24 protein-coding genes are annotated in these 25,929 nt (G+C 50.8%); 6 read left to right on the top strand and 18 right to left on the bottom strand.

Features of this window, described 5'->3' with window-relative positions:
* The first annotated feature begins 89 nt into the window (after window positions 1-89).
* On the top strand, window positions 90-221 hold the full coding sequence (locus TOLA_RS16940) for a hypothetical protein (protein WP_012728759.1): 132 nt from the start codon (window positions 90-92) through the stop codon (window positions 219-221).
* Here TOLA_RS16940 and lpxC read toward each other — a convergent pair.
* From lpxC to mraZ, 15 genes are all read right to left on the bottom strand, one after another.
* Window positions 218-1,141 (bottom strand): UDP-3-O-acyl-N-acetylglucosamine deacetylase, encoded by a 924-nt coding sequence (gene lpxC, locus TOLA_RS02745; protein ID WP_012728758.1) that lies wholly within the window; start codon window positions 1,139-1,141, stop codon window positions 218-220. The two genes, TOLA_RS16940 and lpxC, sit on opposite strands and share 4 nt — an antisense overlap.
* Window positions 1,142-1,277: 136 nt before the next feature.
* Window positions 1,278-2,438, bottom strand: coding sequence for a cell division protein FtsZ (ftsZ, locus tag TOLA_RS02740; protein WP_012728757.1), 1,161 nt, complete (start codon window positions 2,436-2,438; stop codon window positions 1,278-1,280).
* Between the two features lie 40 nt (window positions 2,439-2,478).
* Window positions 2,479-3,735 carry a cell division protein FtsA gene (ftsA, locus tag TOLA_RS02735; protein ID WP_012728756.1) on the bottom strand — a complete coding sequence of 419 codons (1,257 nt, stop codon included), beginning with the start codon at window positions 3,733-3,735 and terminating at the stop codon, window positions 2,479-2,481.
* Window positions 3,695-4,468, bottom strand: coding sequence for a cell division protein FtsQ/DivIB (locus TOLA_RS02730; RefSeq protein WP_012728755.1), 774 nt, complete (start codon window positions 4,466-4,468; stop codon window positions 3,695-3,697). The genes ftsA and TOLA_RS02730 overlap by 41 nt, the downstream gene beginning before the upstream one ends.
* A gap of 176 nt (window positions 4,469-4,644) precedes the next feature.
* On the bottom strand, window positions 4,645-6,099 hold the full coding sequence (gene murC / locus TOLA_RS02725; RefSeq protein ID WP_012728754.1) for a UDP-N-acetylmuramate--L-alanine ligase: 1,455 nt from the start codon (window positions 6,097-6,099) through the stop codon (window positions 4,645-4,647).
* A gap of 18 nt (window positions 6,100-6,117) precedes the next feature.
* Complete coding sequence (gene murG / locus TOLA_RS02720; protein WP_012728753.1) at window positions 6,118-7,185, bottom strand: undecaprenyldiphospho-muramoylpentapeptide beta-N-acetylglucosaminyltransferase; 1,068 nt, start codon at window positions 7,183-7,185, stop codon at window positions 6,118-6,120.
* Window positions 7,182-8,360 (bottom strand): cell division protein FtsW, encoded by a 1,179-nt coding sequence (gene ftsW, locus TOLA_RS02715; protein ID WP_041609452.1) that lies wholly within the window; start codon window positions 8,358-8,360, stop codon window positions 7,182-7,184. Before ftsW ends, murG begins: the two co-directional genes overlap by 4 nt.
* On the bottom strand, window positions 8,357-9,649 hold the full coding sequence (gene murD, locus TOLA_RS02710; protein WP_012728751.1) for a UDP-N-acetylmuramoyl-L-alanine--D-glutamate ligase: 1,293 nt from the start codon (window positions 9,647-9,649) through the stop codon (window positions 8,357-8,359). The genes ftsW and murD overlap by 4 nt, the downstream gene beginning before the upstream one ends.
* Before the next feature lie 6 nt (window positions 9,650-9,655).
* Window positions 9,656-10,738: a phospho-N-acetylmuramoyl-pentapeptide-transferase gene (mraY, locus tag TOLA_RS02705; protein ID WP_012728750.1), complete on the bottom strand. Its 1,083-nt coding sequence runs from the start codon at window positions 10,736-10,738 to the stop codon at window positions 9,656-9,658.
* The gene (gene murF, locus TOLA_RS02700) at window positions 10,732-12,111 is read right to left on the bottom strand and encodes a UDP-N-acetylmuramoyl-tripeptide--D-alanyl-D-alanine ligase (RefSeq protein WP_012728749.1); all 1,380 of its coding nucleotides are present in this window, start codon (window positions 12,109-12,111) and stop codon (window positions 10,732-10,734) included. The genes mraY and murF overlap by 7 nt, the downstream gene beginning before the upstream one ends.
* Window positions 12,108-13,553, bottom strand: coding sequence for a UDP-N-acetylmuramoyl-L-alanyl-D-glutamate--2,6-diaminopimelate ligase (gene murE, locus TOLA_RS02695; RefSeq protein ID WP_041609451.1), 1,446 nt, complete (start codon window positions 13,551-13,553; stop codon window positions 12,108-12,110). The genes murF and murE overlap by 4 nt, the downstream gene beginning before the upstream one ends.
* Window positions 13,554-13,560: 7 nt before the next feature.
* A complete protein-coding gene (locus tag TOLA_RS02690) occupies window positions 13,561-15,321 on the bottom strand; it encodes a peptidoglycan glycosyltransferase FtsI (RefSeq protein ID WP_012728747.1) in 1,761 nt (586 codons plus the stop codon).
* On the bottom strand, window positions 15,318-15,629 hold the full coding sequence (gene ftsL / locus TOLA_RS02685) for a cell division protein FtsL (protein WP_012728746.1): 312 nt from the start codon (window positions 15,627-15,629) through the stop codon (window positions 15,318-15,320). The genes TOLA_RS02690 and ftsL overlap by 4 nt, the downstream gene beginning before the upstream one ends.
* Window positions 15,630-15,631: 2 nt before the next feature.
* Window positions 15,632-16,558, bottom strand: coding sequence for a 16S rRNA (cytosine(1402)-N(4))-methyltransferase RsmH (rsmH, locus tag TOLA_RS02680; protein ID WP_012728745.1), 927 nt, complete (start codon window positions 16,556-16,558; stop codon window positions 15,632-15,634).
* 18 nt (window positions 16,559-16,576) lie between these two features.
* Window positions 16,577-17,035 (bottom strand): division/cell wall cluster transcriptional repressor MraZ, encoded by a 459-nt coding sequence (gene mraZ, locus TOLA_RS02675; protein WP_012728744.1) that lies wholly within the window; start codon window positions 17,033-17,035, stop codon window positions 16,577-16,579.
* A gap of 335 nt (window positions 17,036-17,370) precedes the next feature.
* Between mraZ and greB the strand changes: the two genes are divergently transcribed.
* Window positions 17,371-17,856 (top strand): transcription elongation factor GreB, encoded by a 486-nt coding sequence (greB, locus tag TOLA_RS02665; protein ID WP_012728743.1) that lies wholly within the window; start codon window positions 17,371-17,373, stop codon window positions 17,854-17,856.
* Window positions 17,857-17,879: 23 nt separating this feature from the next.
* Window positions 17,880-20,183, top strand: a complete 2,304-nt coding sequence (locus TOLA_RS02660) for a Tex family protein (protein ID WP_012728742.1) — start codon at window positions 17,880-17,882, stop codon at window positions 20,181-20,183.
* Window positions 20,184-20,273: 90 nt separating this feature from the next.
* Here the strand turns inward: TOLA_RS02660 and bioH are convergent, their stop codons facing one another.
* Window positions 20,274-21,059, bottom strand: a complete 786-nt coding sequence (gene bioH / locus TOLA_RS02655; protein ID WP_012728741.1) for a pimeloyl-ACP methyl ester esterase BioH — start codon at window positions 21,057-21,059, stop codon at window positions 20,274-20,276.
* Window positions 21,060-21,414: 355 nt separating this feature from the next.
* On the opposite strand from bioH, the gene amt reads away from it, so the two are divergent.
* The 3 genes from amt (at window position 21,415) to nfuA (ending at window position 24,338) form a co-directional block, all read left to right on the top strand.
* Window positions 21,415-22,896: an ammonium transporter gene (gene amt, locus TOLA_RS02650; RefSeq protein WP_012728740.1), complete on the top strand. Its 1,482-nt coding sequence runs from the start codon at window positions 21,415-21,417 to the stop codon at window positions 22,894-22,896.
* A gap of 82 nt (window positions 22,897-22,978) precedes the next feature.
* Window positions 22,979-23,689 carry a ComF family protein gene (locus TOLA_RS02645; RefSeq protein ID WP_012728739.1) on the top strand — a complete coding sequence of 237 codons (711 nt, stop codon included), beginning with the start codon at window positions 22,979-22,981 and terminating at the stop codon, window positions 23,687-23,689.
* A 70-nt stretch (window positions 23,690-23,759) separates the two neighbouring features.
* Entirely contained in the window at window positions 23,760-24,338 is a 579-nt protein-coding gene (gene nfuA / locus TOLA_RS02640; protein WP_012728738.1) for a Fe-S biogenesis protein NfuA, read from the top strand.
* Window positions 24,339-24,411: 73 nt separating this feature from the next.
* Here the strand turns inward: nfuA and gpsA are convergent, their stop codons facing one another.
* Both gpsA and secB read right to left on the bottom strand, forming a co-directional pair.
* The gene (gene gpsA, locus TOLA_RS02635) at window positions 24,412-25,416 is read right to left on the bottom strand and encodes an NAD(P)H-dependent glycerol-3-phosphate dehydrogenase (RefSeq protein WP_012728737.1); all 1,005 of its coding nucleotides are present in this window, start codon (window positions 25,414-25,416) and stop codon (window positions 24,412-24,414) included.
* Complete coding sequence (gene secB, locus TOLA_RS02630) at window positions 25,416-25,889, bottom strand: protein-export chaperone SecB (protein WP_012728736.1); 474 nt, start codon at window positions 25,887-25,889, stop codon at window positions 25,416-25,418. Before secB ends, gpsA begins: the two co-directional genes overlap by 1 nt.
* Window positions 25,890-25,929: the final 40 nt, after the last annotated feature.

Raw genomic sequence — 25,929 nt, 5'->3', positions numbered from 1 at the left:
GTCCTGACGGACAGCGATTCTGAATATGTAATGTCATTACGCGATATATGGGGACGAAAAATCTGGGATTCAAGGAAAGAATATCTGGAATGCCCCAACTTGCGGTAGGGAAAGATTACCATAATCAGACTTATGAGTCTGCTATTGTCGCAGGCAGAAACAACAAAGCACCGGGCGGAGAACCGGTGCTTTGTGAACTATTCAGTATTGATCAGGTTTAAGCTAAAACAAGCTTGGTACCAAAGTAGGCAATCGGAGATTTTGCAGCTTCCTCTTCAAAGGTCACCATCTCCCAGGCTTCAGCATCAGCCAGCAAAGCGCGCAGCAGTTTGTTGTTTATTGCATGGCCGGTTTTATAGGCTGTAAACTGACCAAGGATGCTGTGATTGCACATATACAAATCACCAATTGCATCCAGCAGCTTATGTTTCACGAATTCATCTTCATAACGCAGCCCTTCTTCATTCAGCACGCGATAGTCATCCAGTACAACTGCGTTGTCCAGACTGCCACCCAATGCCAGATTCTGCGAGTGCAGATATTCAATATCTTTCATGAAACCAAATGTTCTTGCCCGGCTGATTTCTTTGGCAAATTTACTGCCGGAGAAATCAAAGACCAGATGCTGGTTTTGTTTATCAAAAACCGGATGACGGAAGTCAATTTGCAAATCCATACGGAAACCACGGCGATAAGGCGCAAACTCAGCCCATTTGTCACCGTCTTCTACCCGGATTTTCTTCTTAATACGGATAAATTGTTTTGGCAGGGATTGTTCTTCGATACCGCCTGATTGCAGCAGGTAAATAAACGGATGAGCACTGCCATCCATTACCGGCACTTCAGGTGCATCAACTTCGACATACAGGTTATCGATACCCAATGAAGCCAGGGCAGCGGATAAGTGTTCAACGGTAGAGATACGCACACCCTGTTCGTTCACCAGTGCTGTACACAGCACGGTATCACGCACAAATTGCGCATCGGCCCGCAGTTCAACTTCAGGCTGCAGATCGGTTCTGACATAGACGATACCGGTATTCACCGGTGCTGGACGAAACGTCAGCGACACCTTGCGGCCCGAGTGCAAACCAACTCCGGTAGCATGAACCAGTTGCTTAAGTGTACGTTGTCTAATCATAAATATCCTCACCACAGACTTTCTGAGCCATAGCCCGTCCGCGCCAATGTAACATAGCTGCAATATTGATGCTAATTTTTGTGCATGCTATACATTCAGCATAGCATGCACAATCTGTTTAGCTTTGCCCGACAGATTAGTCTGCTTGCTTGCGCAGGAACGCAGGGATATCCAGATAATCTGGTTCACTGCGTGGTTGCGGCTCAGCATTCACAGTCTGCTGCATTACGCGATCATCGTAACGCGGAGCATGAGTCTCATGCATCATTGGACGCATTGGGCGCTCAATCGCTGCTTTCTGTGCATTTTTAACCAGAGTAATGTCAGGTTTACGTTCATTACCGATACCAGTTGCTACCACAGTCACGCGTAATTCATCTTCCAGAGAAGGATCGATTACCGCACCAACAACCACGGTTGCATTTTCAGAAGCGAATGCTTTGACTGCGTTACCGACAGTTTCAAACTCTTCCATGGTGACATCCAGACCAGCTGTGATGTTAACCAGAATACCCTTGGCACCTGCCAAATCGATATCTTCCAGCAGTGGGCTGGAGATCGCTTTTTCTGCGGCTTCTTCAGCACGATCGTCACCACGTGCAGAACCGGTACCCATCATGGCAGTACCCATCTCACGCATAACAGTACGTACGTCAGCGAAGTCAACGTTGATCAAACCAGGACGGGTAATCAGTTCGGCAATGCCTTGTACTGCACCCATTAATACGTTGTTAGCCGCTTTGAACGCATCCAGCAGACTGACACCACGACCCAGAACTTTCAGCAATTTGTCGTTAGGGATAGTGATCAACGAGTCAACATGCTTCGACAGTTCATCGATACCCTGCAGCGCATAGCTCATGCGCTTTTTACCTTCAAAGTTGAAAGGCTTGGTAACGACTGCAACGGTCAGAATGCCCAGTTCTTTCGCCACTTCGGCAATCACCGGCGCAGCACCAGTACCAGTACCGCCACCCATACCGGCAGAAATAAATACCATGTCAGAACCTGTCAGCATTTGACGGATTTCATCACGATTTTCCAGTGCCGCTTCACGGCCTACATCTGGATTTGCGCCGGCACCCAACCCTTTGGTGATATTGGCACCAATCTGAATCGTGGTTTCAGCACCTGAATTACGTAATGCCTGAGCATCTGTATTCACTACAACGAAGTGAACACCTTCAATACTTTCGCGCAACATGTGTTCAACAGCATTACCGCCACCGCCACCGACGCCGATTACTTTAATAAGTGCATCATCACCCTGACTGCCAACCGGTTCAAATGTAAACATGATTATCTCTCCGCCTTGCTTGGTTTCGCTTCCGCAAAAACTAGAATTCGCCTTTTAACCAGTTAGTGACACGTTTGAACCAACCAGTCACACTGGCTTTTTCACGTACATCCACCACGGTTTGTCCCTGATGCAATTTACCGTATTGCAATAACCCTACTGCTGTTGCGTAAGCAGGTGCTTCCACATAATCAGTAAGGCCCCGAATATTGGTTGGGTGACCAATCCGAACCTGGCACTGGAACACCTGTTCGGCACACTCAACGATACCTTCTATTTCCGCTGCACCGCCAGTTAAAACAACACCGGCGGCCAACTGATGTTTAATGCCCTGAGATCTGAGCTCAGACTGAACGCGCATGATTTCATCATGCACCATGCCGAGTAATTCGGTATAACGCGGCTCAATCACTTCAGCCAGCGTCTGACGCTGTAAGCTGCGGGCAGGACGACCGCCCACACTAGGCACTTCAATAGTGTCTTCTTTACTGACCAGACGGCCTAGTGCACAGCCATAGCGCATTTTAATCGCTTCAGCATCTACCGGTGGTGTACCGAACGCATAAGCGATATCGCTGGTTACAGCCTGACCGGCATAAGGAATCACCTTGCTGTAACGTAACGCACCGCCGGTAAATATAGCAATATCCATGGTTCCGCCGCCGATATCGACGACGCAAACACCTAATTCTTTTTCATCATCGGTTAATACTGCATAACTGGATGCCAGTGCAGAGAAGATGATCTGATCAACCTTTAGTCCGACCCGCTCAACACATTTCTCAATGTTGCGCGCCATGTCATTATGACAGGTAATCAGGTGCACTTTCGCACCCATACGGACACCAGACAGGCCAATCGGATTTTTTATCCCTTCCTGATAATCGATAGAATATTCCTGCGGGATGACATGCAGCACCCGGTGTTCTTCCGGCAAACGCACGGACTTCGCCGTATGAATAACATTATCCACGTCATCCTGCGTTACTTCTTCGTCGGAAATAGGCACGATGCCTTTTTCATTCCGGCATTCGATATGCTTTCCGGAGATACCAAGAAATACCGATGAAATATGGCACTGAGCCATCATTTCGGCTTCTTCTACTGCGCGCTGTAAAGATTTGACGACCGACTCGAGATCGTTGACGCCACCTTTATCCATACCTTTGGCAGCATGGGTTCCCAGACCAACAATATTGACCTCTCCATCAGGCAGTACTTCACCGACCAAAACCGCGATTTTGGTTGTACCTATATCAAGTCCGACTATCAGATTTCTGTCTGGGGTTTTGGTCATCACCACTCCCTTCTTGTTGTTTCCAGCTGACTGCTACCCCAGTGTCATAGCGAAGATCGATATAATCAATCATTTCTCTATTTTCCAGTTGCGGATAGACATCAATAAATTGTTGTAATTTCACCAGCATTTCATTACGACCGAGGATCAATTTCAGCCCTGATGCCAGTTTAATCTCCCACGAATGGCGGTTAGTCATATGAACCGACGTCACGTGGTATCCGTTTAATGCCAGCACTCGTTCAAATTGCTGGTATTGATCCCAAATCATTCCGGCCATGTCATCAGGACCGGACAGTTGCACCAGTGGCTTCTTCAGTCTGTCGCGTGGCGCCTTAAAAATAGCACCACGAATACTGAGCAACCGATCATCCCCCCACAGGGCGCACGGTGTTTGCTCAACGACATAAACATACAGCAACGCGGGCCAGCGTTTACGCACAGAAGACTGATAAACCCACGGTAACTCTTCAACCGCTTTTTGCAGCTGATTTACATCCAGCTTGAAAAAATTGTTAGTTTGAGGGTTAACCGCCAATACCTGACGGATCTCATCCGTCTTGACATACTCCAGCTCACCCTGCACAACCAATCCGCTAACCGGAATTTTATCTTCATCAAACAACCAGCGACGAATATCTGCAGCCGTTGACCATACACCGATGACAACTGAAACAAAAAAAACCAGCCCGAATATAAATTCACCGCGGGTACGGTTTGTTGTTTCTGTCATCTGTCTGCGACCTCCAACCGGCGCTGAATCCTGCTCATCGGAGGTTAATCGCGCCTGTCGCACATCTTCACCTTAACCAATATTCATATCCAGGTTGATGCTGCATTATAACGGTCCGTCATGATCGGTCAAAACCATAAGGACCTGTTCAGCACCAAATTTACCAGTTAATATGATTAAATTGCCGTTTTCATCGCATTAATGCTTAATTTCAATTCTGCCAGTTTACGGGACAGCTGTCCGACGTTACCGGCACCTTGTGTCAGCACGACATCGCCATCCTTTAATACATCCGCCAGAACACCCGGAACTTCCGCCGGTGTAGCGACAAAAATCGGATCCAATGTGCCACGTTGTCTGATTGATCTGCACAGACTGCGGCCATCCGCACCAGGAATCGGATCTTCACCCGCTGCATACACATCCAGCATGATCAGCACATCTACTTTTGCCAGCACTTCAGCAAAATCATCGTATAAATCACGGGTACGGGTATAACGATGTGGCTGGAAAACCAGTACCAGACGACGTTCCGGCCAGGCAGCCCGGGTAGCGGCTAATGTGGCACGAACTTCCGTCGGATGATGACCATAATCATCGACCAGTAAGACTTTACCGGCACCCGTATCAAATTCACCGTATTGCTGAAAACGACGACCAACACCGGCAAATTGTGCCAACGCATCCACAATAGCATCAGTCGGAATATGATCTTCCAATGCAACGGCAACGGTTGCCGCCGCATTCAGTGCATTATGGCGACCTGGCAAGTTAAGACGCAGCGGTAAGAATGAACCATCCTGCAAACGTAAGCGGAATTGACTCTGACTGCCTTCCTGTACAAATTCCTGTACCTGAACGTCGGCATCCTCGCTGTAACCATAAGTGATCGTTGCACGGCCGATTTCCGGTAATAATTCACGGATAACCGGATCATCAATACAAACGACGGCCAGTCCGTAGAAAGGCAGGTTGTGCAGGAATTCAAGGAAAGTAGCCCGGAGCTTAGTAAAGTCGCCGCCATACGTATCCATATGATCTGCTTCGATATTAGTAACAATAGCGACCATTGGCTGTAAATGCAGGAAAGATGCATCACTTTCATCGGCTTCTGCGATCAGATAGCGGCTGGTTCCCAGACGGGCATTGGTACCGGCACTGTTTAACAGGCCGCCGATAACAAAGGTAGGGTCAGCACCGGCCTGTGCATAAACGCTGGCGATCAGGCTGGTAGTCGTCGTTTTACCATGAGTACCGGCAATAGCGATGCCATGACGGTAACGCATCAGTTCAGCCAGCATCTCAGCGCGGCGCACAACCGGAATACGTAATTCCCGGGCCGCCATCACTTCCGGATTATCACCATGAATGGCGGTAGAAACCACAACGACACTGGCACCATGCACATTTTCAGGTTTATGGCCGATTTGAATTTCAGCGCCTAATGATGCCAGATGTTCGGTTACCCGATTATTTGCGATGTCAGAACCACTGATCTGGTAGCCTTCGTTAGCCAGAACTTCAGCAATACCGCCCATTCCGGCGCCACCGATACCAATAAAATGAATACGGCGTACACGGCGCATTTCCGGAATCATGGTTCTTAATTTGGCTAACTCAACCTTTGTCATCTGCGTTTTGTTCTCTTATTAAATTAGTGCTTTGCATTCACTTACCACACGGTCAGTAGCATCAAGAATTGCTGCTGCTCGGGAAAGCTGAGCTATTTTTTGTAACTGTCGTGGATCCACCTGCCATTGCGCTATCAATTCAGCCAGCTTATCGGCGGTCATCTCTTTTTGGGGCATCAGCACAGCTGCGCCTCGCCGGGTTAAGCTCTCGGCATTCCTGGTCTGATGATCATCCACGGCATGCGGTAAAGGCACAAACACAGCCGGAATACCGGCAGCAGCAACTTCCGCGACGGTTAATGCACCGGCACGGCAAATCAGCAAATCAGCCCATTCATAAGCCGCAGCCATGTCAGTGATAAATTCGGTAACTGTGACTGTAGTAACGCCCAGCGACTGATACAGATCACTGACGGCCGACGCATTACCTTTACCACTCTGATGACGGACATCAATGTTATTCAGTTTTGCCAGCGCATGCGGCACGATCTGATTTAACGGTCTGGCGCCAAGGCTGCCACCCACGATCAGAATTTTCAGCGGATTACCGGTGTGGTACTTTTTAAGTGGTTTCTGAGCCAGTTGCAGAAATTCATCCCTGACCGGATTACCGACCACCCGGGAGCGTTCAGTCAACGGAAAAGCGCCTTCAAACCCCATCAGAATGCGGGTTGCAATCTTTGCCAGCAGGCGGTTAGTCAATCCGGCAGCCGCATTCTGCTCATGCAGCACCACGGGAATACCCAGTAATTTAGCCGCCACACCACCCGGACCGGCAGCATAGCCACCCATGCCCAGCACAACATCAGGTCTGATGCGTCGCAGGATCATGAACGCCTGTAATACAGCCTTACAGATTTGAAACGGTGCCAGCAGCTTGCGAACCAGACCATGGTTGCGCAAACCGCGAATATTAATAAACTCTATCGGAAAACCATGCGCCGGCACCAAATCAGCTTCCATACGATCCGGCGTACCCAGCCAGTGGATATTCCAGCCATCGGCCTGCAGGCGATGCGCAACAGCCAGACCAGGAAAGACATGCCCGCCGGTACCACCAGCCATAATAACCATTGTACGACTCATGCAGCCTCCCGCTGGATGACATGACTGGTATCCAGCCGACGCTCAAAATCAATGCGCAGCAAAATGGCAACGGCCATAGTGATTGCAATCAGGCTGGAACCACCGTAACTGACCAGCGGCAGCGTTAACCCTTTGGTTGGTAACATACCGGCGGCAGCACCCACGTTAACGACGGTCTGGAAGCTGAACCAGATACCAATACCACAGGCCATGTAGCCTTCAAAAAATTTACTCCGCAGCAAAGCGGTACGCCCGATTTGTAATGCCTTCATTGCCAGTAACAACTGAAGAAACAAGACGACCAGAACACCAAAATAACCTAATTCTTCACCCAGAATGGCGAATACAAAGTCGGTGTGCGCTTCCGGCAAATAGGATAATTTCTGGACTGAATTTCCCAGGCCCTGACCAAAGAATCCGCCGCGGCCAAAAGCCATTAATGACTGAGTCAGCTGGTAGCCACTGCCGAATGGATCAGCCCAGGGATCAAGAAATGATGTCACGCGTCGCAAACGGTAAGGCTCATAAATAATCAGCCCGGCCAGTGCAGAAAGGCCGGCAACGATAATGGCGATGAACTGCACGAGCTTCGCACCACCGATAAACAGCAATCCGAATGTACAGACAAACAGTACGACCACCGACCCCAGATCAGGTTGTGCCAGCAGCATAATAGCCAGCAAAAATACGACCGCCAGTGGTTTCACAAAACCAGCAATATTACCCCGGACCTCGTCACTGCGTCGCACCAGATAACTGGCAATAAACACGATCAGCGCCAGTTTGGCTAATTCAGCAGGCTGAATATTGAAAAAACCAAAGCCGATCCAGCGTTTTGCGCCATTTACGGTACGCCCTACGGCCAGCACAGCAAACAGTAGACCCAGCGCACCAACCAGTAACCGGCCACTCCATTCTCTCCAGCGTTCTAATGGCAGATACAGGGTTCCGACTCCAATACCGAGGCAGACAAACAAAAAGATCAGATGTCGTTTGGTGAAATAAAACATATCACCACCCGGGCCTTCTTTAATCGACGCCGACGCGACCATCATCAGGCCAATGCCCATCAGGGAAAACGTCAGCGCCAAAAGGCCGCGATCGTAGAAAGAGGGCCGTTCAGGAACAAACCAGCGCCACACAGCCGCCATCATTGTCCGCAGAAGCTGTTTCATAAGGCATTCACCAGATCGGCGAACCGCTGGCCGCGTTGTTCGAAATTACGGAACTGATCCAGACTGGCACAAGCCGGAGCCAGTAACACCCAGTCCCCCGGCTGAACTTCTGCCGCTACACTACGCACCGCTTCATCCAAATCAGCAACACGCTGTGTGTTGTCCGCCAGTTCCATCAGGATACCGGCATCCTGACCAAAGCAGACCATACGATAAATCTGATTAGCCAGTAACGGCTGCAACGGAGAAAAATCCTGTCCTTTCCCCTGACCACCAGCCAGTAACCACAGACGCCCCTGCACACTTTCACCAACACCGGCAACAGCGGCCAGCGTAGAGCCAACATTGGTGGCTTTGGAATCGTTGATCCAGCGGACGCCATTCACGTCACGGACAAACTGACAACGATGGGATAAACCCGTGAATGAGCGCAATACCGTCAGCTGTGCTGCTTGCGGGATCCCGACAGCATCGGCCAGTGCCATGGCTGCCAGCGCATTCATCTGATTATGCGCACCAACGATATTGAGCTCAGCAACAGATAAGACCGGTTTGCCATCGACACTCAGCCATAACCCATCATCTTGCTGAACCCGGCCGTAAGACTCGCTGTTCAGACCAAAACTCTGCCAGTAAGCGTGTTGCGGCGGCAAAGTGGCCGCATCATCACGGTTAACTACAATATGTTTCGCATTGGCAAAAATACGTTGCTTGGCAGCCAGATAACCGGCCATACCATCGTAACGATCTAGATGGTCTTCACTCAGATTGAGGATCACGGCGGCGGCAGGTTGTAACGAAGAGGTGGTTTCCAGCTGAAAACTGGATAATTCCAGTACGTATAAATCTGCCGGTTGCAGCAACAAATCCAGCGCCGGCGTTCCGATATTACCACCGATACCCACTTTGAATCCGGCTTGTTCAGCCATCAGACCAACCAGCGTGGTCACGGTACTTTTACCGTTCGAACCGGTAATTGCGACTACTGGGGCTTTGGCTTCACGGGCAAACAGTTCGATATCACCGACGATTTCCACACCTGCCATCTGCGCAGCCTGCAGTGCCGGTGTTGCCAGCGCAATACCGGGACTTGCCACAATCAGCGATGCAGAACATAAAACTTCAGCATCCAGCGGACCTGTGATCAGGCGGCAATCAGCAGGCAAAGACTCTTTTCCCGGCGGATTTTCACGGGTATCCATAACCAGTGGAGTAATACCGCGCTGACGAAAATACGTGACGCAGGAAAGCCCTGTTTTGCCCAGACCGATGATGACAACCTGTTTCATCCGTGACTACCTCAGTTTCAGAGTGACCAGACCCAGTAACACCAATACCAGCGTGATGATCCAGAAGCGGACAATCACACGAGGTTCCGGCCAACCTTTTAGTTCGTAATGATGATGTATCGGTGCCATACGGAAAATACGCTGGCCACGCAATTTATAAGAGCCTACCTGCAGGATCACCGACATCGTTTCCATCACAAAAACACCGCCCATAATGAACAGCAGGAATTCCTGACGAACAAGTACAGCAATGATCCCCAATATCGCACCCAGAGCCAATGAACCAACATCGCCCATAAAGACCTGTGCCGGATAGGTGTTAAACCAGAGGAAGCCGAGACCGGCACCGATGATAGCGGTACAAATCACCATCAGTTCAGAGGCATTCGCGACATAAGGAATATGCAGATAGTTGGCGAAGTTGACGTTACCGGTCGCCCAGGCAATCAGAGCGAAACCTGCAGCCACCATAACGGTCGGCATGATAGCCAGACCATCCAGACCATCGGTCAGATTCACGGCATTGGAAGCACCGACAATGACAAAATAGGTCATCAGAATGAACAGCAAACCTAACTGCGGCATGATGTCTTTAAAGAACGGCACCACCAGGACGGTTTGTGCATCTGTCGTCGCCGTAGCGTAGAGGAAAAAGGCAACCACCAGCGCCGCGGCGGACTGCCAGAAATATTTCCAGCGCGCTATCAGGCCATCCGGGTTCTTACGGATCACTTTACGGTAATCATCAATAAACCCGATAGTGCCGAAACTAACCAGTACAAACAACACAACCCAGACATAGGGATTACTGAGACGGGCCCACAAAATCACGGACAGGAAGATAGACAGCAGGATCATGATCCCGCCCATCGTCGGCGTACCTGCCTTGCTGAAATGAGATTCCGGGCCGTCGTTACGGACAACCTGTCCGATCTGCAGCAATTGCAGACGACGAATAAGGCGAGGCCCGATCCACAAAGCAAAACCGAGCCCGGTCAGGATAGACATTATGGCCCGGAAAGTCAGATACGAGACCACATGAAAAAAGGATAAATGGGGCGTTAACCACTCCGCCAGCCATACTAACATGCTTGTTCCTCACAGGATTTAACAAAAGCGACTACCTCTTCCATACGGGCGCTGCGCGCACCTTTGGCCAGAATAGTCATGGGTCGTTGGTGTTGCATAAGCGTTTGCAGAGCCTGATACAGGCTGTCTTTATTCGCGAAATGTTGTCCGCTGGCAGCGGCAGCTTCTGCTGTGTGGCGTGACAATTCACCCACTGTGAATACCGCATCAAGCTTTTTCAGCCGGGCATGTTCACCGATCTGACGATGCAAATCAGCGGCATCAGCACCCAGTTCACCCATATCACCAAAAGCGAGTACCCGGTAGCCGGGCATAACAGCCAGTGTATCGATCGCGGCCATGACAGACTGCACGCTGGCATTGTAGGTATCATCAATCAGCGTTAAATCATCAGATAATTTCTGTACACAGAATCGTCCTTTCACCGGCAGCATATTTGCCAGTCCGGACTGAACCTGTACCAGAGATAAACCCAGCGATGTGGTAACTGCTGCCGCCGCCAGTGCATTACTGACATTGTGCAGTCCGGGAATAGGCAACTGAATATCAATCTGTCCCAGTGGGGATATCAGGGTAAAAGCGGCAATGCCCTGCTCATCCTGAGTAATATTCTCTGCACGAAAATCTGCTTTCGGATTTTCAACCCCAAAGCTGAAAGTACGGACTGATAAAATTTCACGCCACCAGTCGTAGAATTCGCTGTCAGCATTAATAACCGCCGTACCACTATCCGATAGTCCGGAGAAAATCTCGGTTTTTGCTACTGCAACACCGCGTAATGAACCGAAACCCGCCAGATGAGCGGCGGCAACGTTATTGATTACGGCAACATCAGGTTTCACCAGCGAGGTCGTCCAGGCAATTTCACCCGGATGATTCGCACCCAGCTCAACGACCGCATAACGGTCATCCGGTGTTAAGCGTAGCAACGTCTGGGGTACGCCGATTTCATTGTTCAGATTACCTTGTGTCGCCAAAACCGGTGCAGCCTGCTGCAATATAGCGGCACACATCTCTTTCAGGGTGGTTTTGCCACAACTGCCGGTAATCGCTACGATTTGCAAATCAAGCTGTGCCCGTACCCAGGCCGCAATCTGACCAAGGGCGATACGAGTATCAGCAACCAGGATTTGCGGAATAGAAACATCGGCCAGAGGACGGGAAACAACCGCCGCAACAGCGCCTTTGGCAACTGCCTGGGCAACAAACTGGTGAGCATCAAAGCGTTCACCCTGCAAGGCCAGAAACAGTGCACCGGCTGCAACAGTACGGGTATCAGTGCTGATATGACTGACCGTTTGCGTTGCATCCGGACAGTTCAGCAACTGCCCATCCGTCACTTGTGCTATTTGTGCTAACGACATAGGTATCACTGCATTACTCCCAGTAGTTGCATGACTGTTTCGCGATCACTGTAATGGTGTTTTTCTTTTCCAATGATCTGGTAATCCTCATGGCCTTTTCCGGCCAGAAGAATAATGTCACCGGGAACAGCCTGAGCCAGTGCCAGCTGAATAGCTTTTGGTCGCGAATGTTCGATATGTGCCTGTTCCGGTTTCTGCAAACCGGCACACATATCTGCAATAATGGCTGCAGGATCTTCAGTACGAGGATTATCATCAGTCAGGATCAGGGTATCTGCCCATTGTTCAGCTATTGCCGCCATTTGAGGTCGTTTGCCCCGATCACGGTCTCCGCCACAGCCAAACAGGCAGAACAGATGACCATGACAATGCTGTCTGGCTGCCTGTAAGGCTTTTTCCAGACCATCTGGCGTATGCGCATAATCAACCACAACCAGTGGCTGATCCTGATTCCCAAAACACTCCATGCGACCAGTAACTGGCTGCAGGCGCGAAGCCGTCTGACACAGCGTTTCAAAGTCGTACTGCAAAACCAACATTACCGCTAACGCCGCCAGCAAATTAGATACATTAAACTTCCCGAGAAGGGGCGCAGATAATACACCATCCCCCCATGAAGAGTGAATGCTGATAGTAATACCCTGCGGGTGATATTTTACATCGGTCGCGTAAACAAATGGTCCCGGATGTTCCGGCAGTTGCTGATCAATGCCATACACCACAGCTTGCGGCATCTGCAGCAACCATTCACGTGCAGTAGCATCATCAGCGTTCAGAATGCAGCATTCTGGGGTTGTCTGTTTAAATATCAGGCGCTTAGCTTCAGCATATGCCTGCATGGTGTGATGATAATCGAGATGATCGCGGCTCAGATTGGTAAATACTGCCGCAGCAAACTGCAGCGCCGACACACGGTGCTGAACCAGACCATGAGAAGAGACTTCCATCGCGGCAACATCAACTTTTTCAGCAACAAACCGGGCTAACTCCTGCTGAATGGAGATCGCACTGCCCGTGGTGTTTTCTGTTGCATGCAATTGACCAAACAAACCATTGCCCAGCGTCCCCAGTACACCACCACGCTGCCCGAATAATTCTGTCCAGTTAGCAATCAGCTGGGTACAGGTACTTTTGCCATTTGTACCGGTAACCCCGACCAGATCCAGCTTTTGTGCCGGAGAGTCATAGAACAGTCCGGCCAGTTCACTGACCTTTTCCGCCAGCGCCGGCACAGGGATACAGGGAATACTCAGTTCCGATGGTACAAAACCGTCGCTGTTATCAAACAATATTGCAGCTGCGCCTTTTTGTTCCGCCTGCTGCATAAACATACGGCCATCGGTTGCATGGCCTTTCAGCGCCAGAAACAATGAGCCCGGCTGTAATAGCCGGGTATCTAACTGCATATCACACAGTGCAATCTCAGGTGCCTGAATATTCAGACCCGCCATCAGTTGCTTAAGAGCGAGTGGCACTTTTCTTCACCTCGCTACGTTGAGCCGTATTCAGTTCTTCTTTTGGTTCCTGTGGTGCATCAGGCGGTACATTATACAGTTGCAATGCACTGCTCATTACTTCCGCAAAAGTCGGGCCGGCAACCGAACCGCCATAGTATGAAGTACCATGCGGCTCGTTAATAATCACGACCATAGCAAAACGTGGGTTACTGACCGGTGCAAATCCGACAAACGTACCGACATAATCCTTCCCGTAACCACCGGCAGTCGCTACTTTAGCTGTACCGGTTTTGCCTGCAATACGATATCCGGGAACAGCCGCTTTGCCGCCGGTACCACCTTCCTCAACCACACTTTCTAATGCATGAATGACTTGCTCTGCAATTAAAGGATCAATAATACGTTCACCTTTTGGTGATTGTGATACTTTCAGAACAGATACTGGTTTACGGATACCTTTATTGGCTAACGCGGCATACGCTGCGGTTAACTGCAGTGGTGTTACACGCAACCCATAACCGAAGCCCAGTGTGGCAAGTTCAATTTTTGACCAGCGGCTGCGTAGCGGGATCATGCCTGAGCTTTCACCCATTAAGCCGGTTCCGGAATCCTGTCCGAGACCAAACTCCTCAAACTTGCTGGTGATCCATTGCGGTTGCATACGCAACGCCAGATGTGCCATGCCGATATTTGATGAATACTTGAGAATGTCAAATAATCCGCCGGAAGCCATCCGGTGACTGTCAGTAACCACCTTGCCGCCGATAGAGAACGGACGGGTATCCAGTACCTCTTTCCAGCTCGTCACGCCATGTTCCAGTGCGCTCATGGCAACGATAGGCTTCACCGTCGAGCCCGGTTCATAGGTATCTGTTACGGCACGGTTCCGCGCCCGGAAGCTCTGGTATTGTTCACGGTTATTCGGGTTGTAAGAGGGTGTATTTACCATTGCCAGCACTTCGCCGGTCACCACATCCATCAGCACCAGTGAACCGGAAGTTGCCTTATTGACTTCAGTCGCATACTTCAGTGAGCGATAGGCTATAGATTGCAGACGCTGATCAATACTGAGTACCAGATCATTGGCTTTTTTGCCTTCTTTAACGATCCCGATATTCTCGATCACCCGCCCCTGCCGATCTTTGCGGATCTTGTATTCAGACGGCGTCGAGCTCAGCCAGTCATTGAATGCGCGTTCAACCCCTTCAATGCCTGAACCATCAATGTTGGTATTGCCAACCAGATGTGCACTGATTTCACCACTCGGATAATAACGGCGGGTTTCGCGGCGCAGATGCACACCAGGAAGTTTTAATTTCACAATGTAATCGGCAACTGCCGGGGTGATCTGACGCTGCAGATAAACAAACCGGCGCTTAGGATCGGCCACACTGGAGGTCAGTTTCCGCATATCCAGCCCCAGCACATCGGCCAGCGCCATCCAGGCTGCGGTATTTTTCAGACCATCCGCCGCATGGATCTCTTTCGGATCTGCCCAGACTGCCTGCACTGGCACCGATACCGCCAGTTGCTCACCATTGCGATCAGTTACCATGCCGCGATCAGAAGGATCTGCCGTTGTCCGCAGCGAACGCATATCGCCTTCCTGACGCAAGCGATCAGGCTGAATAATCTGGATCCAGGCTGTGCGGGCAACCAAGCCGGTAAAACCAACCAGAATGAATCCGAGCAGCAGCATGAAACGCCACGGAGCCACTGCGGAATCATGTTTCTTGTTGTTTTTCTTTGTATTTGTTCTCATGGCAGGCTAACCATCTTTTCTTCTAAAGGTTTAGGCCGAGTCATTGCCAGTTTGACCCTGGCAATGTCCGAAACGCGCGAATGTTCCGCCAGCGCATTTTGTTCTAAAACCAGATGTCGCCATTCAACTTCCAAATCATCACTCTTACTCTGAACCTTGTTCAACTCGGCCGTCACCGAGCGGGTATCGTCAGTCACCACTATGGTAGTGAGCGCGGAACCCAGAATCGCTAATCCCAGAATGCCCTGAAAAAGATGCCGCTTCAGATCCAGCATGATCAGAAGGGCAAGATTAAGCCGGCGCTCCATGCTCAGCCTCCCAGACGCTCAGCCACACGCAGTACAGAACTGCGTGAGCGAACGTTATCAGAAACTTCACTGTCTGCTGGCTTGATCGCTTTACCTACTGAATGCAAGGTCTGCGTTTTACGGATTTGATCTTCAGTGATCGGTAAACCTCTGGGTGGCTGAATGCCTTTTTCCTGCTGACGGATAAATTGCTTAACAATACGATCTTCCAGTGAATGGAAGCTGATCACCGCCAGACGTCCGCCGGGAGCCAGAACCGATAATGAGGCTTTCAGGGTTTCTTCGATCTCTTTCAGCTCTTGGTTTACATGAATGCGTAACGCCTGAAAGCTGCGGGTTGCCGGATGTTTATGTTTTTCTTTGTTTGGCACGACGCGGGCAATCATTTCAGCCAGCTGCCGGGTGCGGGTATACGGTGTAGTGACACGATCAGCGACAATGGCACGTGCAATGCGGTTGGCAAAACGTTCTTCGCCATAGGTACGCAATACCCAGGCGATATCATCGACATCGGCGTGCAACAGCCATTCCGCTGCGCTTTCACCGTGCAACGGGTCCATACGCATATCGAGCGGGCCATCGTTCATAAAGCTGAAACCACGTTCAGCTTCATCCAGTTGCGGTGAGGAAACGCCCAGATCCAGCAATAAACCGTCTACTTTACCCAGCAGACCACGTTCTGCCATGTATTCATGCAGTGAAGAAAACGGACCGGAAATGATTTCAAAACGGGGGTCCTGCCACTCTTTGGCTACAGCAACAGCCTGAGGATCGCGGTCAATAGCATACAGCCGGCCTTGCGGGCCAAGCTGCTGCAGGATCAGACGGGAATGTCCGCCACGTCCGAATGTACCGTCCACATAGATGCCGTCCGGGCGAATAGCCAGCCCATCCACCGCTTCCTGTAACAGTACAGTGATATGTTCCATTAGTTTTTATCCCCAGTGCTAGAGTGAAAAATCACGCAACTTATCCGAAATAGTCCAGTCCATTTCCGGCAGTGCCTGAATGTCCTCATCAACTTGCTGTAACCAGCGAGTTTCACTCCAGATTTCAAATTTATTTAATTGACCCACTAACATGACCTGCTTATCCAGCCCGGCATGCTGACGTAATGGTGCTGATAACAGTAAACGGCCGTTACCATCCAGCTCACATTCGCTGGCATACCCCAGCAGCAGACGCTGTAAACGGCGTTCTACCGGATTCATGCCAGAAAGGGATTTAAGCTTTTTCTCTATCTCTTCCCATTCGCAAAGCGGGTATAAAAGCAGACAGGGATTGGCAATATCGATAGTGCAGACAAGCTGGCCCTCGCACTCTTCGCGAAGCCAGTCTCGGTACCTGGTCGGAACTGCTAACCGCCCTTTGGTATCCAGGGCAATTGCGTGTGCTCCACGTAGCATGCTGCACCTTGCTGTTTGGTTGTATCCTGCCAGCCAGAGAATACTGCAAGTTATGCAATATAACTCCACATTATCCCACTTTTTTCCACCTAAGAAGTGTAAGGATGCCTATGAACCTTTGCAAGGGTCTGCCGGACAGGATTCGGAGGAACAATCAGGGATTTTTTCCATCCATCACTAAAGCGACTGATTTTTCAACAAAATGGCAATTAATTAAAATTAATCAGTTTGCGAAGCCGGTCACTTTTATGCGTCAGTTTTGCAGGATATTTGGCTATTCCGGGCAAACCCCTTATGCTGCGTGCACATGAATTACCTCTGTCAGAGTGACGGCAATGAAAACCAACCTCATTACCCGCGCCGGATGGCAAAAACTCGAAGATGAACTCAAATATCTGTGGAAAGTGAAACGTCCGGAGGTTACTCAGGCTGTTTCCGAAGCGGCCGCCCTCGGTGATCGCAGTGAAAATGCAGAATATAAAGAGGGAAAACGGGAGCTGCGTTCAATTGATCGCCGGCTTCGTTTTCTGACTAAACGACTGGATGCCCTCAAGATCGTAGAGTACTCCCCGCAACAGGAAGGAAAGGTCTATTTCGGGGCATGGGTGGAACTTGAAAACGATCAGGGCGATATAGTCCACTACCGCATTGTCGGCACCGACGAAATTGATACCAAAAACAACTATATCACGATTGATTCCCCGATGGCCCGTGCACTGATTGGCAAGCAGGTTGATGACGAAGTGCGCGTGAACACCCCATCCGGGGAAAAAGAGTGGTTTATTAATAAAATACAATATCAGCCGTTTTCCGTGAAATAACGGCGTTTAATACGAGGACAAACATGCCTTCAATTAATCAGATCATTGCTGATGAATTAAATGCCCGCAATGAGCAGGTGGCCGCAGCAGTACAGTTACTGGATGACGGCGCAACCGTCCCTTTTATCGCCCGCTATCGTAAAGAGGCAACCGGCGGATTAGATGACACCCAATTACGTTATTTAGAGCAACGCTTAAGTTATTTGCGGGAAATGGAAGACCGACGTCAGACTATCCTTTCATCTATCAGTGAACAGGGAAAACTCACTGATGAATTAAAAGCCGATATTCTGGCGGCAGATACCAAGACCCGGCTGGAAGATCTGTACCTGCCTTACAAACCGAAACGTCGCACCAAAGGACAGATCGCGATTGAAGCCGGTCTGGAGCCTTTGGCCGAGCGTTTATTTGCCAATCCGGAATTAAATCCGGAGCAGGAAGCACTGCAATATCTCAATCCGGAATATCAGATCAATGACAGCAAAGCCGCGCTGGATGGTGCCCGTTATATTCTGATGGAACGTTTTGCCGAAGAAGCCGGCCTGCTGGAGAAACTGCGTAGTTATCTGTGGCATTCCGCCTTACTGCGCTCGCAGGTCATTGAAGGCAAACAGGCTGAAGGCGCCAAATTCAGCGACTACTTCGATCATCAGGAACCGATCGCTAAAGTCCCGTCTCACCGCACACTGGCTATGCTGCGCGGTCGTAACGAAGGCTTTCTGGCGTTGAATCTGCAGGTGGAACAGACGGGGGATATTCACCCCTGTGAACAGATGGTTGCCAGCCACTTTGAATTAACGTTCCGTGGCCGTCCTGCCGATAAATGGCTGCAGAGCGTGGTGAACTGGACCTGGAAAATCAAACTTTCATTGCAGATGGAAACCGAGCTGATTGGTCGTCTGCGTGATGCAGCCGAAACAGAGGCAATCCGTGTCTTTGCCAGTAACCTGAAAGATCTGCTGATGGCGGCACCGGCCGGTATGAAAGCAACCATGGGACTGGATCCGGGGATCCGTACCGGGGTCAAAGTCGCTGTCGTTGATGAAACCAGTAAAGTAGTGGCAGTGCATACCGTTTATCCGTTTGAACCGAAGCGTCAGTATGATCAGGCGATCGAAATTCTGTATGCCCTGTGTGAGCAATTTAAGGTTGGGTTGATCAGTATCGGTAACGGCACGGCATCACGGGAAACCGATCGTCTGGTCGCTGATATGCTGCACCGCCACCCGACCTGCAAAGCGCAGAAAGTGGTGGTCAGTGAAGCCGGCGCCTCTGTCTATTCAGCTTCAGAATTAGCAGCACTGGAATTCCCGCAGCTGGATGTGTCGCTGCGCGGTGCGGTTTCGATTGCCCGTCGTCTGCAAGATCCGTTGGCCGAGCTGGTAAAAATCGAGCCGAAGGCCATCGGGGTCGGACAATACCAGCATGATGTCAGTCAGAATCAGCTGGCTCACAATCTCGATACCGTTGTAGAGGATTGCGTTAACGCCGTCGGTGTGGACGTCAATACCGCATCGGTGCCACTGCTGACACGTGTTTCCGGTTTAAGTAAAACACTGGCGCAGAATATCGTCAGCTATCGTGATGAAAACGGTGCATTTCAGGAACGTCGCGAGTTACTGAAGGTTGCCCGGCTGGGCCCGAAAGCCTATGAGCAGTGCGCCGGCTTCCTGCGTATCCGCGACGGTAAAAATCCGCTGGATGCTTCGTCTGTTCACCCGGAAGCCTACCCGGTTGTGGAAAAGATCATCCGGCAACTGCACAAACCCGTCGCCGAACTGATCGGTAACAGCAGCTTGCTGAGAGCACTGAAACCGGCGGATTACACCGATGACCATTTCGGTATTCCGACAGTGACCGATATTCTGCAGGAGCTGGATAAACCGGGACGCGATCCACGGCCGGAATTCAAAACAGCCACCTTCCGTGAAGGTGTCGAAGAGTTGAAAGACCTCAAGCCCGATATGATTCTGGAAGGTGTTGTTACAAACGTCACCAATTTTGGTGCATTTGTCGACATTGGCGTACATCAGGATGGTTTGGTACATATTTCCGCCATCACGAACCGCTACATTTCTGATCCGCGGGAAGTCGTTAAAGCCGGTGATATCGTGAAAGTGAAAGTGCTGGAAGTGGATATTCCGCGCAAGCGCATTGCACTGACCATGCGTCTGGATGATGAAGCAAGCAGAGACAAACCACATCATCCGAAAGAGCAGCATGAACCGCATCGCAAACCGGCTCACCGGCATACTCATGACAAAAAACCTGCCGATAGTGGCAATAACGCCTTTGCTGCAGCGTTTGCCAATGCAAAGCGCAAATAAGCGGCTGAAGCGGGTAATTCGTTAAAGATCGCGCAACAAAGCAATTTATGGCCGTCGGCTTCTGCTGACGGCCATATGATAAATAACGCTTCAGTCCCGCTGAATTTCGTTTTGCTCTAAAAACTGCCGTAATGCTTCGCTGAATTGCTGCGGATGAGAAATAAATGGTGCATGCGCCGCCTGAGCGAAAACCACGGAACGGCTACCGGTGATCAGCTTTTCGATCGGATCCACTGCAGCGGCCGGAACCAGACTATCCTGACGACCATATATCCCCAATACCGGACATCTCAGCTGAGACAGCTCGGTCCGCAGATCGACAGATGACAGTAAAGCCAGACCCGCACTCAGCGCGGCTGGTGCGGCATCAGGACGTTGTTGCAGCCAGCTTTTCAGCCGTTTGACATCCTCTTTCACCGATTCGCTCCCCATTGACTGAATTGCCAGAAAACGCTCGATGGTTTTGCGTGGATTCTGTTGCAGTGCGCAGTTAAAACCAGAAAGGACATCCGGATGAATACCTGGCCAGTTATCCTGCCGCAGAAAACAAGGTGAACTGCCGGTCAGAATCAGCCGATTGATACGGGAAGGGTGATCCAGTGCCATGCGCAGGGCAATTAACCCGCCCATCGACCAGCCCAGCAAATCGAAACGGGCTGGCAATTCCGCTAATACCGTCTCACTCCACGTTGCCAGACGACTATCCGGCATAATCACATCCCGGCTGTAGCCAAATCCAGGCAAATCGACCAGATGTAACCGGTAATACGGCTGCAGTAACGGCACAATCTCCTGCCAGACTGCACCATTAAGTCCCCAACCATGCAGTAAAACCAGATCCGGTCCCTGACCTATCCGTTCGATATACATATTCATATTTAACCTGTCAGTACCCACTATGCGCCTGATATAGCTGCATGATACTGAGCCTGTTCCGTTAACGCGACCATCGGTCCGGTTATCAACCATAATTAACCAGAGCTTTGTTTATTTTTTGCGCACCAAATAAGTACACAATAATCCATCAACGCCTCAAAGATGTGCGTCATCTGCACCATTTTGCCCACAGGAGAGGCAGGAACGATTATTTTGAGCCATTTTTAATGCGATCAAGGTTGGCATAATTCCTGCGAAGGAAATATCAGGTTAGTGACATCCTAGTCCGGCCAACGAGTTCTCAGACCTCCGATTGTCGAGATCAGGACACGGTATTATCAGGGAGATATTTACAATGAAACGATTGTTTGCAATCTTGGCACTGGTGGGGGCTTTCGGGCTGGCAACACCAGTATGGAGTGAGGAAGCAACTCCAGCTCCGACTACATCAACTGAAGTAGCAGCTCCGGCTGCAGAAGCAACTCCGGTGGCAGCACCTGCTGAAGCGGCGCCGGCACCTGTAATGACCGTCAATAAAGGTGACAACGCCTGGCTGATGGTTTCTGCGACCTTTGTTATTCTGATGTCTATTCCTGGCATCGCGTTATTCTACGGTGGTCTTGTTCGTACCAAAAACATGCTGTCTGTACTGATCCAGGTTCTGGTGGTGTTCAGTCTGGCAACCATTCTGTGGGTCAGCTACGGCTACAGTCTGGCGTTCACCGAAGGTAACGCCTTCTTCGGCACGCTGGATAAAGCGTTCCTCAGTGGCATTACACCGGATTCTATCGCAGCAACCTTTAACAAAGGTATCGGCGTATCAGAGTTCATCTATGTGGCTTTCCAGGGGGCGTTTGCCTGTATCACCTGCTGCCTGATTCTGGGTGCCTTCGCTGAGCGCATCCGTTTCTCTGCCGTGCTGCTGTTCATGGTGTTCTGGTTCACTCTGTCTTACATCCCTATGGCACACATGGTGTGGTACTGGGCTGGTCCTGATGCATACACTGATGCAGATGCAGCGGCTAAAGCCGGTGCAACAGCGGGCTGGTTATTCCAGCACGGTGCTCTGGACTTCGCGGGTGGTACTGTAGTTCACATTAACGCGGCGATCGCGGGTCTGGTTGGTGCTTACTTTATCGGTAAACGTGTTGGTTTCGGTCGTGAGTCCATGGCGCCGCACAGCCTGACCATGACGATGATTGGTGCATCTTTACTGTGGTTCGGCTGGTTCGGTTTCAACGCCGGTTCCTCTCTGGAAGCGAACGGTATTGCAGCTCTGGCTCTGGTTAACACCTGGGCAGCAACTGCAGCCGCAACCCTGACCTGGACTTTTGCTGAATGGGCACTGAAAGGTAAACCATCTATGCTGGGTGCCGCTTCCGGCGCGGTAGCAGGTCTGGTAGCCATCACTCCGGCAGCAGGTTTTGTCGGTGTCATGGGCGGTATCGTGATTGGTGGTCTGGCAGGCGTAATCTGTCTGTGGGGTGTACATGGTCTGAAACGCATGCTGAATGTGGATGACTCACTGGACGTATTCGGTGTGCATGGTATCGGCGGTATCCTCGGTGCCATCCTGACCGGCGTATTTGCCTCTCCGGATCTGGGTGGTACAGGTGTATGGGATTACGTTGCTAACGCCGTAGCTCCTGACTACTCCATCGCTGGCCAGGTTAAAATTCAGGCGATTGGTGTCATCACCACTATCATCTGGTCTGGTCTGGTTTCTATCGTTGGTTACTTCATCATCGATAAACTGGTAGGCCTGCGTGTACCGGTAGAAGCAGAACGCGAAGGTCTGGATCTGACTTCTCACGGCGAACGTGCGTACAACAATTAATTTTCTCAAAGATCTGTCAGGGCGCCTCAGGGCGCCCTTTTTATTACAGTGATGGCACCATTTCTTTCCATTCTGCAGACCTATGTTCTCCGCGCTGTACCGTATATTCTCATCAGCCCTTTACCCTGCCTGTCAGGGCATTTGCCTGTTTTGCCGTCAACCCACCCACCAGCCTTTGCTTTGTCATCACTGCGCGGAAGAGCTGCCGTTACTGGATCACCACTGCCGGTTATGCGGCTCCCCCATGGCAGGCAAAGAGGATATTTGCGGGCACTGCCTGCTACAGCCGCCGGAGTGGGATTTTCTGCATATTCTGGCTGACTATCAGTTCCCGCTAACCGGCTTGATTCATCAGCTGAAATATCAGCATAAAACACTCCCCGCTGCGCTGTTCGGCCGGATGCTGGCTGAACTTTACCCGCCGGATGAGCCCAAACCTGAGGTCATCCTGCCGGTGCCGCTGCACTGGCGGCGCCAATGGCAACGTAACTATAATCAGGCACAGGAACTGGCCCGCCCTATCTCGAAACGGCTCTGTATCCCTTGTGATAACCGCTTACTGAAACGATCACGGGCAACCAAAGTACAGGCCGGATTATCCAGAGAATTACGCCAGACAAACCTGAGTAATGCATTTATAGTTAATCCGCATACCTACCGGCATGTGGCAGTGCTGGATGACGTGGTGACCACCGGGGTAACTGCCACAACATTGGTACGGCTTTTGAAAGAAAGTGGTTGCCAGCGGGTCGATGTCTGGGCAATCTGCAGAACACAGCTGCACGATGAATAAGTGTTGTTAGGTATACGCATTGCGGCGTATGATAATACCCTAGTTATTTAGTCAGGATTAGAGGATGGCGATGATCACGATCTCCGAAAGCGCTCAGGCTCATTTCCGTAAACTGCTGGAAAAGCAGGCGGAAAACACCAACATCCGCGTATTTGTTATGAATCCGGGCACCCCGAATGCGGAGTGTGGCGTCTCTTACTGTCCGCCGGATGCGGTTGAACCGGAAGACAGTCGCCAGCCATTTGATGGTTTTGATGCCATTATTGACCCGAATAGCGCACCATTTCTGGAAGAAGCCGCGATTGACTTCATCAGTGATCAAATGGGTTCGCAACTCACGCTGAAAGCACCAAACGCCAAAATGCGGAAGGTGGATGACAATGCATCACTGGCTGAGCGGGTCGAATATGTCCTGCAGTCTCAGGTTAATCCATCTCTGGCAGCACATGGCGGCCGGGTGACACTGACTGAGATCACGGATGACGGCGTAGCAATCCTGCAATTTGGCGGCGGTTGTAACGGTTGTTCCATGGTGGACGTGACGCTGAAAGAAGGCATTGAAAAGCAGTTACTGGAGCTTTTCCCCGGTGAACTGACCGGCGCGAAAGATGCTACTGAACATGCCCGTGGTGAGCATTCTTTCTATTAAGATCGCTGCGGTTCCGGTTCAGATACAACAACGCCAGCAATAGCTGGCGTTATTTTTATCCGGCAGATAGCGATTATTCGCCTTTCTGATCCCGGCCCAGTAATGCCAGGGCTGCGTCCTGTGCCGATTTACCCTGATACAGGATCTGATAAATCTGTTCACAGATAGGCATTTCCACGTTCTGACGAGCCGCCAGCACATGGACTTCCTTGGTATTACGGTAACCTTCAACTACCTGACCAATTTCCGTCATCGCCTGCTCAACGGTTTTCCCCTGCCCCAAGGCAAGACCGAACCGCCGGTTACGCGATTGGTTATCGGTACAGGTCAGCACCAGATCACCCAGTCCCGCCATTCCCATGAAGGTTTTAGCATCCGCACCGAGAGATAAACCAAGACGCTGCAGCTCAACCAATCCACGTGTGATCAGCGCGGTTCTGGCATTGGCACCAAAACCCAGACCATCCGAAAGTCCGGCCCCGATCGCGATGACGTTTTTTACTGCGCCACCGATTTGCAGACCAATAAAATCCGGATTGGTATAAACGCGGAGCGATTTACCACAGTGCATCAGTGCTGACATATCGCTGGTGAATTGCTCATCGGTACCCGCAATGGCGATGGCTGTCGGCATGCCGGCTGCCAGTTCACGGGCAAAGGTCGGACCGGATAAAACCGCCAGCGGGATCTGCTCGCCTAAAATCTCTTTCGCGACGTCACCCAGCAAACGGCCATGTTCCGGTTCCAGCCCTTTTGTCGCCCATGCCACACGGGTATCCGGACGCATAAAAGGTTTGATACGGAGCAGTACTTCACCAAACACATGACTTGGAACCACCACCAGCAAATCACGGCTGGCAGAAACGGCATACGCCAGATCATCGGTCATTTGCAGTGAATCAGGGAATGGTACGTCTGGCAGAAATTCCTGATTACAGCGATCCTGCTGTAAACGGGCAACCTGCTGTGGATCATGTCCCCAGAGCAGTACCGGCTGGCCTTGACGGGCCAGAGAAATGGCAAGGGCGGTGCCATAAGACCCCGCCCCCAGAACACTTAGTGCTACTGCTGAATCCATTACTGAACGCCTGCTTTCGCCTGCTCTGCTTCCAGCTGTGCAATATGAGAAGCGAACAACGCATCAAAGTTAACCGGTGCCAGATTCAGTTGCGGGAATGAACCACGACTGACCAGACCAGCAACAGTTTCACGAGCATAAGGGAACAGAATATTCGGGCAGAATGCGCCCAGGCAATGCGCCAGATTTTGTGCATCTAGATTCGCAGCAGTGAAAATACCGGCTTGTTTCACTTCACACAGGAAAGCGGTCTCTTCACCCAGTTTGCAGGTTACAGTCAGTGTCAGAGCCACTTCGTATACATCCTGACCCAGAACCTGAGTCTGAGTGTCCATATCCAGTTTGATTTCCGGCTGCCACTCTTTCTGGAAAACGACCGGAGTGTTCGGTGCTTCAAAAGAAACATCTTTTACATAGATACGCTGGATCTGGAATTCTGGCTGTGCCGGGGTGCTATTTGCTGCTTCTGTCATTTTAATGCCCTTTATTAGAATTGCCTTATGGCGGCTAGTG

The organism is Tolumonas auensis DSM 9187, assembly GCF_000023065.1.
GTDB classification, from domain to species: domain Bacteria; phylum Pseudomonadota; class Gammaproteobacteria; order Enterobacterales; family Aeromonadaceae; genus Tolumonas; species Tolumonas auensis.
The sequence above is the reverse complement of the archived record's forward strand: the minus strand, read 5'-3'. Positions and strand labels throughout refer to the sequence as shown.

What these genes read in the sequence shown, in the direction of transcription:
- TOLA_RS16940 (WP_012728759.1), top strand. Translation starts at nt 90, where the DNA reads ATGCCCCAACTTGCGGTAGGGAAAGATTACCATAATCAGACTTATGAG.
- lpxC (WP_012728758.1), bottom strand. Translation starts at nt 1,141, where the DNA reads ATGATTAGACAACGTACACTTAAGCAACTGGTTCATGCTACCGGAGTT.
- ftsZ (WP_012728757.1), bottom strand. Translation starts at nt 2,438, where the DNA reads ATGTTTACATTTGAACCGGTTGGCAGTCAGGGTGATGATGCACTTATT.
- ftsA (WP_012728756.1), bottom strand. Translation starts at nt 3,735, where the DNA reads ATGACCAAAACCCCAGACAGAAATCTGATAGTCGGACTTGATATAGGT.
- TOLA_RS02730 (WP_012728755.1), bottom strand. Translation starts at nt 4,468, where the DNA reads ATGACAGAAACAACAAACCGTACCCGCGGTGAATTTATATTCGGGCTG.
- murC (WP_012728754.1), bottom strand. Translation starts at nt 6,099, where the DNA reads ATGACAAAGGTTGAGTTAGCCAAATTAAGAACCATGATTCCGGAAATG.
- murG (WP_012728753.1), bottom strand. Translation starts at nt 7,185, where the DNA reads ATGAGTCGTACAATGGTTATTATGGCTGGTGGTACCGGCGGGCATGTC.
- ftsW (WP_041609452.1), bottom strand. Translation starts at nt 8,360, where the DNA reads ATGAAACAGCTTCTGCGGACAATGATGGCGGCTGTGTGGCGCTGGTTT.
- murD (WP_012728751.1), bottom strand. Translation starts at nt 9,649, where the DNA reads ATGAAACAGGTTGTCATCATCGGTCTGGGCAAAACAGGGCTTTCCTGC.
- mraY (WP_012728750.1), bottom strand. Translation starts at nt 10,738, where the DNA reads ATGTTAGTATGGCTGGCGGAGTGGTTAACGCCCCATTTATCCTTTTTT.
- murE (WP_041609451.1), bottom strand. Translation starts at nt 13,553, where the DNA reads ATGGCGGGTCTGAATATTCAGGCACCTGAGATTGCACTGTGTGATATG.
- TOLA_RS02690 (WP_012728747.1), bottom strand. Translation starts at nt 15,321, where the DNA reads ATGAGAACAAATACAAAGAAAAACAACAAGAAACATGATTCCGCAGTG.
- ftsL (WP_012728746.1), bottom strand. Translation starts at nt 15,629, where the DNA reads ATGGAGCGCCGGCTTAATCTTGCCCTTCTGATCATGCTGGATCTGAAG.
- rsmH (WP_012728745.1), bottom strand. Translation starts at nt 16,558, where the DNA reads ATGGAACATATCACTGTACTGTTACAGGAAGCGGTGGATGGGCTGGCT.
- mraZ (WP_012728744.1), bottom strand. Translation starts at nt 17,035, where the DNA reads ATGCTACGTGGAGCACACGCAATTGCCCTGGATACCAAAGGGCGGTTA.
- greB (WP_012728743.1), top strand. Translation starts at nt 17,371, where the DNA reads ATGAAAACCAACCTCATTACCCGCGCCGGATGGCAAAAACTCGAAGAT.
- TOLA_RS02660 (WP_012728742.1), top strand. Translation starts at nt 17,880, where the DNA reads ATGCCTTCAATTAATCAGATCATTGCTGATGAATTAAATGCCCGCAAT.
- bioH (WP_012728741.1), bottom strand. Translation starts at nt 21,059, where the DNA reads ATGAATATGTATATCGAACGGATAGGTCAGGGACCGGATCTGGTTTTA.
- amt (WP_012728740.1), top strand. Translation starts at nt 21,415, where the DNA reads ATGAAACGATTGTTTGCAATCTTGGCACTGGTGGGGGCTTTCGGGCTG.
- TOLA_RS02645 (WP_012728739.1), top strand. Translation starts at nt 22,979, where the DNA reads ATGTTCTCCGCGCTGTACCGTATATTCTCATCAGCCCTTTACCCTGCC.
- nfuA (WP_012728738.1), top strand. Translation starts at nt 23,760, where the DNA reads ATGATCACGATCTCCGAAAGCGCTCAGGCTCATTTCCGTAAACTGCTG.
- gpsA (WP_012728737.1), bottom strand. Translation starts at nt 25,416, where the DNA reads ATGGATTCAGCAGTAGCACTAAGTGTTCTGGGGGCGGGGTCTTATGGC.
- secB (WP_012728736.1), bottom strand. Translation starts at nt 25,889, where the DNA reads ATGACAGAAGCAGCAAATAGCACCCCGGCACAGCCAGAATTCCAGATC.